Annotated in this window: 13 protein-coding genes; 4 read left to right on the forward strand and 9 right to left on the reverse strand. The window is 33.0% G+C overall.

Features of this window, described 5'->3' with window-relative positions; translation table 11 throughout:
• The first annotated feature begins 130 nt into the window (after positions 1-130).
• From QLQ96_RS11670 to QLQ96_RS11680, 3 genes are all read left to right on the forward strand, one after another.
• Positions 131-2,314 carry a DUF5723 family protein gene (locus QLQ96_RS11670; RefSeq protein ID WP_482496819.1) on the forward strand — a complete coding sequence of 728 codons (2,184 nt, stop codon included), beginning with the start codon at positions 131-133 and terminating at the stop codon, positions 2,312-2,314.
• 112 nt (positions 2,315-2,426) lie between these two features.
• Positions 2,427-3,248: an orotidine-5'-phosphate decarboxylase gene (pyrF, locus tag QLQ96_RS11675; protein WP_482496820.1), complete on the forward strand. Its 822-nt coding sequence runs from the start codon at positions 2,427-2,429 to the stop codon at positions 3,246-3,248.
• Between the two features lie 68 nt (positions 3,249-3,316).
• Positions 3,317-4,117 (forward strand): ABC transporter substrate-binding protein, encoded by an 801-nt coding sequence (locus QLQ96_RS11680; protein ID WP_482496821.1) that lies wholly within the window; start codon positions 3,317-3,319, stop codon positions 4,115-4,117.
• A 937-nt stretch (positions 4,118-5,054) separates the two neighbouring features.
• On the opposite strand, the gene purU is transcribed toward QLQ96_RS11680, so the two are convergent.
• From purU to QLQ96_RS11710, 6 genes are all read right to left on the reverse strand, one after another.
• Positions 5,055-5,909, reverse strand: coding sequence for a formyltetrahydrofolate deformylase (gene purU, locus QLQ96_RS11685; protein ID WP_379701626.1), 855 nt, complete (start codon positions 5,907-5,909; stop codon positions 5,055-5,057).
• A gap of 82 nt (positions 5,910-5,991) precedes the next feature.
• Positions 5,992-6,711 (reverse strand): DUF4197 domain-containing protein, encoded by a 720-nt coding sequence (locus QLQ96_RS11690; RefSeq protein ID WP_482496822.1) that lies wholly within the window; start codon positions 6,709-6,711, stop codon positions 5,992-5,994.
• A 141-nt stretch (positions 6,712-6,852) separates the two neighbouring features.
• The gene (locus tag QLQ96_RS11695) at positions 6,853-7,416 is read right to left on the reverse strand and encodes a hypothetical protein (protein ID WP_482496823.1); all 564 of its coding nucleotides are present in this window, start codon (positions 7,414-7,416) and stop codon (positions 6,853-6,855) included.
• 21 nt (positions 7,417-7,437) lie between these two features.
• Positions 7,438-7,860, reverse strand: a complete 423-nt coding sequence (locus tag QLQ96_RS11700; protein WP_482496824.1) for a cytochrome c oxidase assembly factor Coa1 family protein — start codon at positions 7,858-7,860, stop codon at positions 7,438-7,440.
• 150 nt (positions 7,861-8,010) lie between these two features.
• Positions 8,011-8,361: a hypothetical protein gene (locus QLQ96_RS11705; RefSeq protein ID WP_482496825.1), complete on the reverse strand. Its 351-nt coding sequence runs from the start codon at positions 8,359-8,361 to the stop codon at positions 8,011-8,013.
• A gap of 188 nt (positions 8,362-8,549) precedes the next feature.
• Positions 8,550-10,121, reverse strand: a complete 1,572-nt coding sequence (locus QLQ96_RS11710; protein ID WP_482496826.1) for a L,D-transpeptidase family protein — start codon at positions 10,119-10,121, stop codon at positions 8,550-8,552.
• Between the two features lie 292 nt (positions 10,122-10,413).
• Between QLQ96_RS11710 and QLQ96_RS11715 the strand changes: the two genes are divergently transcribed.
• Positions 10,414-13,854, forward strand: coding sequence for a methylmalonyl-CoA mutase family protein (locus QLQ96_RS11715; RefSeq protein WP_482496827.1), 3,441 nt, complete (start codon positions 10,414-10,416; stop codon positions 13,852-13,854).
• A 190-nt stretch (positions 13,855-14,044) separates the two neighbouring features.
• On the opposite strand, the gene QLQ96_RS11720 is transcribed toward QLQ96_RS11715, so the two are convergent.
• The 3 genes from QLQ96_RS11720 to QLQ96_RS11730 form a co-directional block, all read right to left on the reverse strand.
• Positions 14,045-14,719, reverse strand: coding sequence for a hypothetical protein (locus QLQ96_RS11720; RefSeq protein WP_482496828.1), 675 nt, complete (start codon positions 14,717-14,719; stop codon positions 14,045-14,047).
• Positions 14,720-14,724: 5 nt separating this feature from the next.
• A complete protein-coding gene (locus QLQ96_RS11725; RefSeq protein ID WP_482496829.1) occupies positions 14,725-15,075 on the reverse strand; it encodes a DUF2188 domain-containing protein in 351 nt (116 codons plus the stop codon).
• 253 nt (positions 15,076-15,328) lie between these two features.
• Positions 15,329-15,646, reverse strand: coding sequence for a hypothetical protein (locus QLQ96_RS11730; RefSeq protein ID WP_482496830.1), 318 nt, complete (start codon positions 15,644-15,646; stop codon positions 15,329-15,331).
• Between the last annotated feature and the right edge of the window lie 191 nt (positions 15,647-15,837).

A 15,837-nucleotide genomic window follows, 5' to 3' on the forward strand; every position in this document is an offset into this window, starting at 1 on the left:
TCCCAAAGATACTTTTGACCCCACTTTTTTTATTACATAATTCATCAAAGAAGTTACATGAATTCAATGTTTTCTTAACCTTTTTAGGTTTTAATTGTTGTAGTTTTGCGCGCAACTAAAACTAAATTTAATGAGAAAACAATTACCTATTTTATTACTTTTAATTATTTCTTTTAGCGCAAAGGCACAATCCTATTTAGGCTATTTTCATGATAACTATGCGGGAGTGCAAAGCGTTTTATTCAATCCAGCTTCTATTGCAGATTCAAGATTTAAAACAGATATAAATCTGTTTTCTATTAGTGGTGCTGTAGAAAATGACTTATATGGCGTTAAATTATTTGATGTTTATAAAGACGGATATGATTTCGAAAGCCAGTCAAAAGTATCTCCAAAAAATGCTAACAACGGATTAGCGAATTTTGATATCATGGGACCATCTTTCATGTTCAATATTGCGCCAAAACATACTTTGGCTGTTTTTACAAGAGCAAGATCTGTTTCTAACATCAATAAACTTAACGGTTACCTTGTAGATCAGGTAAAAGACGGACTAGATCAGTCTGAGAGCTTTAATTACAATTTAGGAAGTCCAAATGCATCATCTCATTCTTGGGGAGAGGTTGGAATTTCGTATGCAGCTGTTTTATTCCAAAAAGAGCAGCACTTTTTAAAAGGAGGTTTAACGGCTAAATATCTTCAAGGTGGTGTAAATGGATATGTTCACGGAAAAGATGTGAGGGTTGCTTATGTTGAAAACGCAGCAGATCCGAAAGAAGGATCTTTAGTTTCAAATGGTCAAGTTACCGTTGGAGGAAGTCAAGATTGGGAAGCAAATGATGATTACGAATTTGATTCGAAATCACGCGGATTTGGTTTTGATTTTGGTTTGGTGTACGAATGGAGACCAGATTACGATAAATATGATGTTAAAAAAGCAAAACCAGCAGACAATAATTTTAGAGATTTAAATAAATATAAAGTACGTTTTGGTTTATCGGTAACAGATATCGGATCTATCAATTATAAAAACTCAAAAGTTGACACTTATAATGCAAACGGAGTTATTACACAAGAGATGATCGACGAGGCATCAGATTTATATGATTTCTTAAACGAACATTATACTAAAATTTCAAGTTCAAAAGGTGTAAAAACAAATTTGCCAACCGCGATTCGTGCAGATGTAGATTGGAATATGTACAATAAATTCTATTTGAATCTTAACGGAGACATTAATATGGTTTCTAGCAGCAAATTAAACGGTTACGGAATCGCTGATAGAGTTACATTGACACCACGTTATGAAAGCAGATGGTTTAGTTTCTATTTGCCAGTGACATACATGGACTACAGCGGTATGCAGGCTGGAGCAGGTTTACGTGCAGGAGTATTCTTCATTGGTTCAGGTTCTATTTTGAGTAATTTGGCTTCTAGTAATTCTAAAGGGGCTGACTTTCACTTAGGAATGAAAATTCCAGTTTACGAAAAACAATTTAAAGATACAGACGGAGACGGTGTAATTGATAAAGAAGATGCTTGTAGAAAAGTTGCTGGTCCAGCTGAAAATGGCGGTTGTCCTTGGCCAGATACAGACAAAGACGGTGTTTTTGATAAAGATGATGCTTGTATAGACGTTGCAGGACCAAAAGAAAACAAAGGTTGTCCTTGGAAAGATAGTGACGGAGATACTTTATTGGATAATGTAGATGGGTGTCCAGCAGTTGCAGGTCCAGTTGAAAATAAAGGATGTCCATGGCCAGATACAGACGGAGATGGAGTTTTAGATAAAGATGATGCATGTCCAAGTGAAGCAGGTCCAGCAGAAAATAAAGGTTGTCCAGAATTGGATGCGGATAAAGACGGAGTTTTAGACAAAGATGATGCTTGTCCAACAGTTGCTGGTCCAGCAGACAATAAAGGTTGTCCAAAAGTGACTAAAGAAACTTTAGCACAATTGAAAGTAGAAGCAAGATCTATTTTCTTTACAACTGGAAAAGCTACTTTAAACACTGCTAAAATGGGAGAAACTTCAGGAAGATTAGATGCAATCAAAGAAATCTTGAGAAATTATCCAAATGCAAAATTTGCGGTTAACGGACACACTGATAATATTGGAAATGCAAAAGCAAATCAAAAATTATCTGAAGCTAGAGCAAAAGCAGTAATGAATCTTTTGATCGAAAAAGGTGTAAATCCTGCTAATTTAACTTCTAACGGTTATGGTTCGACAAAACCTGTGAAATCTAACAAAACAGCTGCAGGAAGAGCAGAAAACAGAAGAACTGAAATTGTTTATTTAGGCAATTTGTAAGCACTGCTGAATATAAAAGTAAAAAGCCATTCTTAATTGAGTGGCTTTTTTTATTTTTGCATACTTTTTAAAAAGAATTAATTCTTTGAAATAGAAGAACTAAAAATACAATATGACAACACAACAACTACTCGAACAAATTCTTCAAAAAAAATCATTTTTATGCGTTGGCTTAGATCCTGATTTGACCAAAATTCCGCAGCATTTATTAGAAACCGAAGATCCTATTTTCGAATTTAATAAAGTGATAATCGATGCAACGCACGATTTGACTGTTGGTTACAAACCAAATACTGCTTTTTTTGAGGCATACGGAATAAAAGGATGGATGTCTTTACAGAAAACAATCAATTATATCAACGAAAATTATCCTGATATTTTTACGATTGCAGATGCAAAACGAGGCGATATCGGAAATACTTCTAGCATGTATGCAAAAGCCTTTTTTGAAGATTTAAATTTTGATAGTGTAACTGTTGCGCCATATATGGGAAAAGATTCTGTAGAGCCTTTTCTTGCATTCGAAAACAAACATACCATTATGTTGGCTTTAACTTCTAATGAAGGCGCGTTCGATTTTCAGACTTTAAATACTAACGGAAAAGAGTTATACAAACAAGTTCTAGAAACTTCTAAAACTTGGAAAAACAGCGAAAATTTAATGTACGTTGTGGGCGCTACAAAAGCAGAATATTTTACAGAAATTAGAAAAATTGTTCCTGATAGTTTCTTGCTAGTTCCTGGAATTGGTGCTCAAGGCGGAAGCTTATCTGAAGTATGCAAATACGGAATGAATGATAAAGTTGGTCTTTTAGTAAATTCTGCAAGAGCGATTATTTACGCTTCAAAAGGAGCTGATTTTGCTGAAAAGGCTAGAGAAGAAGCCTTGAAAGTGCAAAAGGAAATGGAAGAGATAATTATTGCTAATAAATAAAGTTTTCAGTCGCAGCTTTCAGTCGCAGTTTAAGCTGTGACTGAAAACTGCGACTGCGACTAAAAAACATGAAACAAATAATAGACCAGCTTGGTACCGTTCATTCCTTTGAAACCGCTCCAAACCGCATTATTTCGCTTGTTCCTTCGCAAACAGAATTGTTATATGATTTAGGTTTAGAAGACAAAATTATCGGAATAACGAAGTTCTGTGTGCATCCGTTTCATTTTAAATCAACTAAAAAGATTGTTGGAGGTACCAAGAAAATTCATTTCGAAAAAATCAAGCTTCTTGAACCAGATATTATTATTTGCAATAAAGAAGAAAATACACAGGAAATTGTCGAACAGTTAAGTGCAATTTGTCCAGTTTGGGTTACTAATATTGTTTCTGTTGAAGATAATTTTCAAATGATTTCAGATTTTGGACAATTATTCAATTGCAGAACCGAAGCGCAAAAGTGGAACAACAAATTGGCTTTCGCTTTAAGCGATTTTAAAAATTATATTCAGAATATAAAAGAAAAGAAAGCGGCGTACTTTATTTGGAAAAATCCTTATATGGTTGCAGGAAATGATACCTATATAAATGAATTGCTAAAACTGAATCATTTTAAAAACATCTACGAAGACAAAGGCCGTTATCCTGAAATTGAGTTAAAGAAAATGCGTTTAGAAGGCGATCCTGATCTAGTTTTCCTTTCTTCAGAACCTTATCCTTTCAAAGAAGAAGATGCTTTTGAAATCGGAAGGTTTACACATCATGCTAAAACCGTTTTCGTAGATGGCGAAATGTTCTCTTGGCACGGAAGCCGGTTATTAAAGGCTTTTAGTTATTTTAAATTACTTCACGAAAGACTTAAAAATTAGTTTTTTGTTTCAAGTTTCAGGTTTCAAGTTGTTTGGGCGTTAATTAACCGCAAAGCACATTAGGATTTATGCAAAGTTCGCAAAGTTTTTTACATAAAGCTTTGCGAACTTTGCGTTTAAAATTATGTTAAAAGTAAAGCAATTTGAAACCAAAATAGTTATAAAAAAGAATGCCGACATCTCGAAGACGCCGGCATTATTTAACTAACCAAAACCAAAATAATAAATAACCAGTTTATTACATTACAAATGTCCGACATATATCAATCTTATGCTGTTAAGATCTTGTTATTACTTTGTTGCATATAAGTTAATGTTATATTGAAATTTTTAGCTTTCAAGTTACTGAGCGGTCTTTGCGTTTATATTCATATAGTTTGGCAAAAAAACTTAGCGTGCTTTGCGTTTAAAATTATGCTCAAAGTAAACCAACTTGAAACAAATAAAACTTTAAACTTGAAACCAAAATAGTTATAAAAAAGAATGCCGGCATCTCGAAGACGCCGGCATCATTTAACTAACCAAAACCAAAATAATAAATAACCAGTTTATTACATTACAAATGTCCGACATATATCAATCTCATGCTGTTAAGGTTTTGTTATTACTTTGTTGGTCATAAGTTAAGATTTTTACGTCGCTTGTTTTGCGCTTTCTGTAACGTTAAATAATCTTTGACTATTAAAATTTAATAATAATAAATTTTAATTATGAATGCATTAAAGATGATTCATTATGTTTGATAAATTGTTTAGAATCAGTAGTATGAAAATGGAAAATAAATTAACAATTTTAATATAAAATCCAATTTTTAGACTTTTAAGCTGTTGACTTTCTGATATAATAACAAACCCGACAGATTTCAAAAATCTGTCGGGTTTGTTATTGTGTTTAAAGATTAGAAACTTAGTATCTTATAATCTTAGCATCTCAGCATCTAAGAAAAAACAACCGTCTTATTGCTATACACCATAGTTTTTCTTTCAGCGTGCAATTTAATTGCTCTTGCTAAAACGATACGTTCCAGATCACGACCTTTCATGATGAAATCCTCTACCGAGTGAATATGAGAAACTCTAGCAATATCTTGTTCGATAATCGGACCTTCGTCTAATTCTTCTGTAACGTAATGACTCGTTGCACCAATAATTTTAACACCACGTTTAAAAGCCGAATGATACGGTTTTGCACCTGGAAAAGCAGGTAGAAACGAATGGTGAATATTGATGATTTTATTTTCGTAAAGCGAAATCAATTTTGGAGTAACAATTTGCATGTAACGAGCCAAAACAATAAAATTGATTTGATATCTTTTTAAAAGCTCGATTTGTCTTGCTTCGCCTTCTTCTTTGTTATCTTTTGTGAAAGGAACATAATGAAACGGAATGTCAAAACGCTCTGCAATTGAACGCAAATCATTATGATTGCTTATAATCATAGGAATTTCAACACCTAATTCATCAGCGCTGTAACGACCTAAAATGTCAAACAAACAATGATCATATTTAGAAACAAACAAAGCCATTTTTGGTTTTTGTTCCTGATTGTACAAATCCCAAGACATATTAAAATCGGCAGCAATTGTCTTGCTGAATTCTTCTTTTATCTTTTCAATATTGCTGCTTTGATTCGTAAATTCACATTCTAAACGCATAAAAAACACATTTTGCTCTACATCAACATGCTGGTCAATATAAGTAATGTTTCCTTCTACCTTAGCAATAAAAGTAGTCACTGCGGCGATAATTCCTTTTTGATCTTTGCAATGAATGAGTATGGTGATCTTTTGCATTTTGGTCGTTTGTTTTTTGATTTAATCGGTTAATCGTTTATCTGTTTAATCGTTTATCCGATTAAACAGATAAACAATAAATTTATTTTCCGTCTTGCATTGCAAAAACACTTTTTAATAAAGGTGTTGTTCTTGCAGAAATATCATTTCGGATTACTTTTTCTTCAACGGCAATCATTTTAAAAACGCCAGACAAAGCTTGATTAGTTGTATAATCAGTTAAATCTGGATTTACTTTTTTTACTAGCGGAATAGTATTATATTTCGTAATTATGTTTTTCCAAACTTCATCTGCGCCAACTTTTGCAAAAGAGTTTTTAATTACTGGATTAAATTTGGCGTATAATGCAGTTGTTGTACTTCCTTGCAAATAATTTGTTGCGGCATTATCGCTTCCTAAAAGAATGTTTTTTGCATCTGTAAAAGTCATGTTTTTTACAGCCGTAACAAAAATAGGAGTTGCTTCTTTTACAGCATCTTCGGCAGCTCGGTTCAGCATTTTGATTCCTTCATCTGCAAGAGAGCTTAAACCTACTTTACGCAGGGTTGCATCTACTTTTTGCAATTCTTCGGGCATTAAAATTTTTACAGCTTGGTTTTTATAAAAGCCGTCTACTGCAGTTAATTTACTTACTTGTACTGTAATTCCTTTGTTTAGCGCTTCTTTTAAACCTGAAGCAATATCAACACCGCCAACTCCTGGAATCTGAGAAGATATTTGAGGCAATTGACTTAAAGTTTGCTGTACCTGTGCGCAAGAAGTAAGCGAAAATGTAACGGCTAATAGTAAAATCTTTTTCATTATGGGGTTTTATTTAAGTTTCAAAAATACTACTTATTCAAAAATAACGCCACAAATTTATTTAAAGAGAAGTAACATTTTGTTGTAAACTTAACATATAGTGATTTTATATTATAAATCGCGGTTAAGAAAGCAATATAATTAAGGCCAAGACATTCGAATATTTTGCTCCCAATACGTTTTAGACGAAATATAGCTTGGATGCAACTGTGCTATGGGCAGATAATTGGAGTCAAAAAGACGCACGCGGATAATTTTCTCATTAGAGTCATCTTTCATATCAATATTCCCTTCAGCATCGTCAATTAATTTCTTCTTTTCCAGATACAATTCAGGTTTTTCAATGATGTATTCAATGATAGCTTCTCCTTGTAGTTTTAAATTACATCCAATTAATTTTCCATTGCTGTCAAACGATTCGATTTTTTTCAAATAGTTATTTTCGTAATAATATATCTCAAAAGCAATACGGCAGGAACCAGGTTGAACTTTATGATTATTTAATCGAAAGCGGAGTATCTGTTTATTATTATTTGTAAATTCAATAAAGCCGTTTCCTTTCGAATCGACATTGTTATGCAGTATTCTAGAAGGTTTAGAAAATTGTGAGATTTGGGTTGTATAGGCTTGATAATTTCTGTTTGGTTGAGCAAATAAAGCAGTACATAAAGCAAGTCCGAAGAGCAGACTAAAAAAAGATTTCATTAAGATTTTCATTATTATATTTTACTTCTGCAATAAATCGATTTTTTCATTTGTATTCTCAATATAAACAGACATTTCACTGTATTTCCATGTTCCTCTTTTTTCGCCCACAACAAATAAAGTTCCTTTTCCTTTAGGACCTTTTATTGGAACTTCCACATCACAAGCTCGTACGCTATTGTGCGAAGTAATAACTCCAGAAACGATTCCGTCAGTTTCAATCGGAGATCCCAGTTTTTCCATAACTGTTTTATTGTTTTGAAGCTTTGCCAGAGATTCTTTGTATGCATCTGAATCTTTTATGATTGAAGTAGCTTCATAGAAAATACCTCCAATAAATAAAGCAACCAACACTAAAAGAGTTAAGCATCCGCTGGGAACAAACCATTTCCAGTTTCTATTCCACCAGCTTTCTTTTTGAATTAACTCATTAGAATCTTCCATAAATAAAATTTTAGGTGATAAGATAGAGCTAAAATAAGGATAAATTTCTTATTTATTACGTGTTTTTTTTTTTGAAAAGAGTGAGGTTCAATTTTTAAAAACGGTTGATGGGCATAAATAATAAAATGGTTTTTGGTTAAAGTTTTAAAACTATTCAAATGCTATTTTTGATTGCTGAGCATAAGTAAGATTATTGCTGTTTAAATCTTTTAATATAGTGTCAGTATAATCTTTTCCGCCTTTTATTAGATAAAACAATGATTTTATCATATAAATCGGCCCATACGGAAAAATGCGCCAGCTTATTGATAAATTCAAGAAAAAGTGTTTCAAGGCATATTTGAACGTACCTTCATTTGGACGAATAAAATAAATGTTAGGCTCTTTAATTCTTTTTACCATTTCTGAAATGATATAAGGGAATTTTACAAATTTTCCGCCTTGCTGAATTAAAACATTAATTTCAAATAAAGATAATCCTTCAATGTTGTTTGTTTTCATAGCTTTTTAATTTTATGAATTATTAAAACAGTGATTTGGTTTGCAAATATATTTTGTCTTAAAAATATTTTTCGGTGTTAAAAGACTTATTTTTAGTGTTTTAAGGTTTTTTGGATAGATAATACAAATAAAAAAAGAGAATTTATCAAACTAGATTTGATAAATTCTCTCTAAATTATTGGCGTAAATTATTGATTTACAACTGCATTTACGGGAAGTGATTCGCCATTTGGATTGGCATCTTTTTCATAAACATCTTGAAAGAAACCAACTTCTCCTTTTTCATTTACTAAAGAAGTAAAATAAGTAATGTAAATCGGAACTTTTTTCGTCAGTTTAAAACTGTTTTCTACTTTACCATCCATAGCTTTGTCAATTTTGGACTCGTTCCATTCTGGATAATCTTTCAACATCGCAACAGCTAATTCTTTAGCCATTTTTACGTTAATACATCCGTGGCTGAAAGTTCTTTTTTCAAAATCGAACAAAGTTTTAGAAGGCGTATCGTGCATATAAATATCCTCTTTATTTGGGAACATAAATTTCACCAAACCTAAAGAGTTGTCTGGTCCTGGTTTTTGTCTTACTTGACCGTTAACCATCTCCATATTTTTCTCTGCAAGATAATTTGGATCTGCAGCGATTTTAGATTTTAATTCGTTTTGCACAATACTTTGCGGTACTGTCCAATACGGACTAAAAACGATTCTGTCAATTTCACCATTAAAAATGGTTGTTTTAGTTAAAGGCGCTCCAACGAATACAGGTGAAGTCAATTGAATTTTTCCGTTTTTCACATAAATCAATTCGTAAGAAGGAACATTTACCAAAACGTACTCATCGCTAGCGGCAATTTGAGCCGAAATTTCACGGCATCTTTCCATGTTAAGTTTTAAAGTAGCAACCTTATCTTCTAGTGGAATATTCATTTCATTAATATGTTCTTCTGATAAAATATAATTAGGTTTAAAACCGTTACGAACTTTATATTTCATTACAGCATCCATCAATTCACGATCATAAACATCGCTTTTAGAATCAGCTTTTAAATCACCTAACAAATACAAACGAGTTCTAACTTGAGCAATAGTACTCGAAACAGCATCTGGACGTAAATCTTTGTATGGAGTTTCTGCCGGAACAATTGGTTTCCATTTGCTAGATTTTTCTAATCTTTTGTATTTTTTAAGAACGTCTTGCAATTTGTAATATTGGTCATATTCTACTTTTGCATTTGCATCAACAGTTGCTGTATTTTCTTCTAGCGTACTGTAATTTAAGAAATCTTTCAGCATTACATCATAAGCTAGTCTTTTCTTATCAGCATTGCTTTTTTTAGTATATACGACATACAAAGAACTTAAAAGCATGTCTGCATCAGTTTGAGAAAGAGCACTTTTGTCTGATGAAGAACTAAATAATTGGTCAATTTCTTTTTGATAAGGAATTACCAAATCATTTGTTTTTTTTGCTTTTTCATACAAAACAGAACCAAATTCGTTGATTTCTTGCTCATCAAACCAAATTGATCCAAGCGTTCTGTTTTTATATAACGACATAACTTCTGATTTATATTTTTTCAAATCAGAATATCTTTTAAAGAAGTCGTTTGAAATTTTGTCTACATCATTTGAATTATTGCTGTAAACAGTTACATGGTTTGAAGTCTTGTATTCAAGTTTATTGTTTTCAATTTTATTAAAAGAAAATACAAAAAAACTCAAACCTAAAATTAGGGTGAATGAATAAAATGTTTTCATTTTTTTTAATTTTTACGTTATTACTTTTTTGTGTAAGTCGTTGGTAAAAATTTGGGGCGTTTCTACAATGCTAAATTACTTTAGGAGTACTCAAAACACGTTTTCATATTTTATTTAAATGTTGCGAAATTGCCATGTTTTTAGGCTTTCTTTAACAATATCAATGAGTTAGGGGATTTAGCGCTCTTTTTGGTCACGAAATCGATTTATTTTTGTTAACATAAAGCTAGAACGTTAATCAAATATTAAAATATTTTGTACATTGGTCGCCTAAAATTATCATATTCATAAAATGGAACAACAAATACCATATATTCCTAAAAATAAAGTAAGAATTGTTACAGCTGCTTCGCTTTTTGACGGACATGATGCTGCCATCAATATCATGCGTCGTATAATACAGTCTACGGGTGTTGAGGTAATTCACCTAGGCCATGACAGAAGTGTTGAAGAAGTGGTAAATACCGCAATTCAAGAAGATGCCAATGCGATTGCTATGACATCTTATCAAGGCGGGCACAATGAATACTTTAAATATATGTATGATTTGCTTCACGAAAAAGGAGCAGGACACATTAAAATCTTCGGAGGCGGAGGTGGAGTTATTCTTCCAAGTGAAATTTCAGAATTACACGAATATGGTATTACCCGAATTTATTCTCCAGATGACGGCCGTTCTTTAGGTTTGCAAGGAATGATTAATGATTTGGTTCAACGTGCCGATTTTCCTATCGGAGATAAATTGAACGGAGAAATCGATCATATCGAAAATAAAGTTCCAACAGCGATTGCACGATTAATTTCGGCAGCTGAAAACTTTCCAGAAATTGCAAAACCAGTTTTTGATAAAATTCACGATGTAAATACCACTTCTAAAATTCCAGTTTTAGGAATTACAGGAACGGGTGGAGCAGGAAAATCTTCTTTGGTTGACGAATTGGTTCGTCGTTTCTTAATTGATTTCCCAGAAAAAACAATCGGATTGGTTTCTGTCGATCCTTCGAAAAGAAAAACGGGTGGAGCGCTTTTAGGAGACAGAATCCGTATGAATGCGATTAATAATCCGAGAGTTTATATGCGTTCGTTGGCAACACGTCAGTCGAATTTGGCTTTATCTAAATATGTAGCCGAAGCAATTCAGGTTTTGAAAGCCGCAAAATACGATTTGATTATTTTAGAAACTTCAGGAATCGGACAGTCTGATACCGAAATTATGGATCATTCAGACGTTTCTTTATATGTAATGACACCAGAATTTGGAGCGGCAACGCAATTGGAGAAAATCGACATGCTTGATTTTGCTGATTTGGTAGCTTTAAATAAATTTGATAAACGCGGCGCACTTGATGCTCTTCGCGATGTAAAAAAACAATACCAGCGCAATCACAATCTTTGGGATAAAAATCCTGATGAAATGCCAGTTTTCGGAACAATTGCTTCGCAGTTCAATGATCCGGGAATGAACACGCTATACAAAGCGATCATGGATAAAGTGGCTGAAAAAACGAATTCTGACTTGAAATCGACTTTTCAAATCACTAAAGAAATGAGCGAGAAAATATTCGTGATTCCGCCAGGAAGAACACGTTATTTGTCTGAAATCGCTGAGAATAACAGAAATTATGATGAGTCTGCAGTTGCACAGCAAAAAGTAGCTCAGAAATTATACGGAATTTTCAAAACGATAGAATCTGTTTCTGGAAAAATTCCTCAAATAAATAAATCAGGAATTGACGATTCAACTGTTTTACCAAGTGGAATTGCAGAACACGATGAAAACAGAATCTTTTTAAACCTTTTACTGAATCAATTTGATAAAGTAAAAATGGATTTAGATCCATACAATTGGGAAATTATCCTGAATTGGGCGGATAAAGTAGCGAAATACAAAAATCCAGTTTACAGCTTCAAGGTTCGTGATAAAGAAATTAAAATCGCGACACATTCTGAAAGTTTATCGCATTTGCAAATTCCAAAAATTGCTTTACCTAAATATGAAGGTTGGGGCGATATTTTGCGTTGGAATTTACAGGAAAATGTTCCTGGAGAATTTCCTTTCGCATCAGGATTGTATCCTTTTAAGCGTGAAGGCGAAGATCCGTCGAGAATGTTTGCGGGCGAGGGCGGACCAGAAAGAACCAATAAACGTTTCCATTATGTAAGTGCGGGAATGCCTGCAAAACGTCTTTCGACAGCTTTTGATAGTGTGACTTTGTACGGAAACGATCCAGATTTGCGTCCGGATATTTATGGGAAAATTGGAAATGCAGGAGTTTCAATCTGCTGTTTAGACGATGCTAAAAAACTATATTCAGGTTTCGATTTAGTTCATGCTTTGACTTCGGTAAGTATGACGATCAACGGACCTGCGCCAATGCTTTTAGGTTTCTTTATGAATGCCGCGATCGATCAGCAATGTGAGATTTACATCAAAGAAAATGGTTTAGAAAAAGAAGTTGAGTCTAAAATCAACAAATTATATAAAGAAAAAGGAATCGAAAGACCGAAATATCAAGGTGAACTTCCAGCAGGAAACAACGGTTTGGGATTAATGCTTTTGGGTGTTACAGGAGATCAGGTTTTGCCTTTGGAGGTTTATAACGAAATTAAAGTAAAAACGTTAGCACAAGTTCGTGGAACGGTTCAAGCCGATATTTTAAAAGAAGATCAGGCGCAGAATACGTGTATTTTCTCAACTGAATTTGCGTTGCGATTAATGGGAGACGTTCAGGAATATTTTATTACTAAAAACGTTCGTAATTTCTATTCGGTTTCGATTTCAGGATATCATATTGCCGAGGCGGGAGCGAACCCAATTACGCAATTGGCGTTTACGCTTTCAAATGGTTTCACTTACGTGGAATATTATTTGAGCCGTGGCATGAACATCAACGATTTTGGACCAAACTTGTCGTTCTTCTTCTCAAACGGAGTAGATCCAGAATATTCGGTTATTGGTCGTGTGGCGCGTAAAATTTGGGCAAAAGCCATGAAATTGAAATACGGAGCCAACGAAAGAGCGCAAATGCTGAAATATCATATTCAGACTTCTGGACGTTCGTTGCACGCACAGGAAATTGATTTCAACGATATTAGAACGACTTTGCAAGCTTTGTATGCGATTTACGACAACTGTAATTCATTGCACACCAACGCTTACGACGAAGCGATTACAACACCAACAGAAGAATCGGTGCGTCGTGCGATGGCGATTCAGTTGATTATCAATAAAGAATTAGGTTTAGCGAAAAACGAAAATCCAATTCAGGGTTCATTCATCATCGAAGAATTAACCGATTTAGTTGAAGCTGCCGTTTTACAAGAATTCGACAGAATTACAGAAAGAGGAGGAGTTTTGGGTGCAATGGAAACAATGTACCAACGTTCTAAAATTCAGGAAGAAAGTTTGTATTACGAAACCTTAAAACACAACGGAGATTTCCCAATTGTGGGTGTAAATACATTCTTGAGTTCAAAAGGTTCACCAACAATAATTCCGGCTGAGGTAATTCGTGCCACAGAAGAAGAAAAACAATACCAGATTACGATGCTGGACAACTTGCATAATTTCCACGAAGCAAAAGTAAACGAGCATTTAAGCCAGTTACAAGAAGCCGCCATTAAAAACGAAAACTTATTCGATTATTTAATGGAAGCTACAAAAGTTTGTTCGTTAGGGCAGATTACTTCGGCATTGTTTGAAGTTGGTGGGCAGTATAGAAGGAATATGTAATTTTTTTTATTAATGATATTGGAAAACCTCTCATTTGTATGAGAGGTTTTTTTGTTTTGTAATAAGAGGTTGTCATATTAAATAAAAAAAATGCTAGACAGTAGATATTTTTAATTTTCTTAAAGCTTGTTTTTTTAAAATAAAAAAACCGAATCATATGATTCGGTTTAGTAATCTTTCTCTAAAAAAATTATGTGGCGTCCCACATTTTTTTAACTTCTTCGCATATTACTTCCATATCTTTTATTTTATTGGAAATATTTACTGGAGAAGTTACAATTCCTTCACCAAAAATGTCTATTGAAAGGCATAGTTCCGGCAAAACAATTTCTTCATTTTTGGCAATTTCTGATTCCAAATATTTATGGAGGGCAGTTGCAACATACAACTGTTGCGTTCTGTCAAATTTTTTCCCTTTTGAAATATGGGTTTTGAGTGCTCCTAAATATTTTTTGCCATCAATGTCAATTTCAATAATTAAATCTGGCGATACTATTACTTCTACACCTTTTATAAAAATTGATTTTGATTCAACATTTTTCAAAACTTTATACTCATAATTTTTCAATAAACTAGGTATTTGAAAACTGACAAATCTTTGTAAAGCGTCTAAAGAAACAATCCTATCATTTATCTGTCTCTTTTTTGTGACCGTTCTACGTTTCAACTCTTCAATGCCATCCAAAACAGGTTTGATATCTCCCTTATTGGCTATTACTTTTTTTATTCTAGCTTTAGCCAACTGATACCAAGCTGTCTTAAAAGTGTTAGGCGTTTTTTGCTGATTTATTATATTTCTCTTATTAGCAAGTGTGCTTTTAGAAAAATCGGCTAACTGATTGATTGAAATATTACATCCTCTCATTTCTATTAACCTTTTGGTGGATAACTGTCGTTACCGTAACTATTTTTATCCCTTATTTTACCATTAACACCGTGTATTAATAGTTCAGAACTATTGTTCTTGGCAACATTTTTTCCAATTTCAATTGCTTCTTGTTGCGTACTTACATTTCTATAAGCTTTTTGGCTGTTTTCTGTCTTTACTGACCAACTATCACCATTCTTCGATTTAACCACATGTACGTTCTTGTTTGCCATGTCTTTTTTAAATTTATAAATTAACAAAATATTTTTTTGAAAAAATTTTGATTTATAAAAATTAAATGTACTTTTGCACCCTCCCAAAGGCTCTAAATTTATATTAATTTTTGAAATCAAATCTTTTCATTTAATCTTAGAGAAAGATTAGCATTTCATTAACACAAAAATTAAGCCAGATTTATTATATTATAAAATTAAAGCAATGTGGCTGTCTTTTTGACAGCTTTTTTAGTTTTCAGAACTAGATGTCACTGTCAAATAATATTCATTGGGATATTTCTCCTTACGTCGAAATGACAATATTGTGCAAAAAAAAACTTTGCGACTTAGCGTCTTTGCGAGATTTTTTGAAATTAAACTTTAAATAAAATCATTCGTAAACAACCTCCCCAAGATACCCCAAAAACTCCATTTCATCCAAAGGAAAAATAGAAAGAACCGTTTCCAGAACTAGACTCACATCTATAGATTCAGATTTCTTATTTTCGGGATTATGCATATCATTGTTGAGTGCTAGAATGCAGAGTTTTAGTAAATCGGTAATAAGACAGCCGAGTTCGAAATAATTTAAAACTTTGATTTGGGCGATTTGTTTTTGTGAATTGTCTTCGGCGGGTTTTAGCGTTGTGAAATACAAAGCAGTTAATTCTTTTAGACGATTTAGATTTTTAGTTTCGGTAGTTTCCATAATTTTTTAAATTGGCTTATAAGTTAATCGCTTTACAATTTGACTTTTAAAAATTAATTATAAGAAAAATTATACTTTTGTTTGACTCGGCGAAGAAAGAAATAGATTTTGCTGTAGCAAATCAAATTTTTGTGTTTGGTACAGGAATAAATATGTTTTTTACATTTCGCGAGTTGTTATACTTAATTATT

It is taken from the genome of Flavobacterium sp. B167r, from assembly GCF_056824315.1.

Excerpts from the sequence above, each read along its gene's own strand:
- QLQ96_RS11670 (WP_482496819.1), top strand. The coding sequence starts at position 131 with ATGAGAAAACAATTACCTATTTTATTACTTTTAATTATTTCTTTTAGC.
- pyrF (WP_482496820.1), top strand. The coding sequence starts at position 2,427 with ATGACAACACAACAACTACTCGAACAAATTCTTCAAAAAAAATCATTT.
- QLQ96_RS11680 (WP_482496821.1), top strand. The coding sequence starts at position 3,317 with ATGAAACAAATAATAGACCAGCTTGGTACCGTTCATTCCTTTGAAACC.
- purU (WP_379701626.1), bottom strand. The coding sequence starts at position 5,909 with ATGCAAAAGATCACCATACTCATTCATTGCAAAGATCAAAAAGGAATT.
- QLQ96_RS11690 (WP_482496822.1), bottom strand. The coding sequence starts at position 6,711 with ATGAAAAAGATTTTACTATTAGCCGTTACATTTTCGCTTACTTCTTGC.
- QLQ96_RS11695 (WP_482496823.1), bottom strand. The coding sequence starts at position 7,416 with ATGAAATCTTTTTTTAGTCTGCTCTTCGGACTTGCTTTATGTACTGCT.
- QLQ96_RS11700 (WP_482496824.1), bottom strand. The coding sequence starts at position 7,860 with ATGGAAGATTCTAATGAGTTAATTCAAAAAGAAAGCTGGTGGAATAGA.
- QLQ96_RS11705 (WP_482496825.1), bottom strand. The coding sequence starts at position 8,361 with ATGAAAACAAACAACATTGAAGGATTATCTTTATTTGAAATTAATGTT.
- QLQ96_RS11710 (WP_482496826.1), bottom strand. The coding sequence starts at position 10,121 with ATGAAAACATTTTATTCATTCACCCTAATTTTAGGTTTGAGTTTTTTT.
- QLQ96_RS11715 (WP_482496827.1), top strand. The coding sequence starts at position 10,414 with ATGGAACAACAAATACCATATATTCCTAAAAATAAAGTAAGAATTGTT.
- QLQ96_RS11720 (WP_482496828.1), bottom strand. The coding sequence starts at position 14,719 with ATGAGAGGATGTAATATTTCAATCAATCAGTTAGCCGATTTTTCTAAA.
- QLQ96_RS11730 (WP_482496830.1), bottom strand. The coding sequence starts at position 15,646 with ATGGAAACTACCGAAACTAAAAATCTAAATCGTCTAAAAGAATTAACT.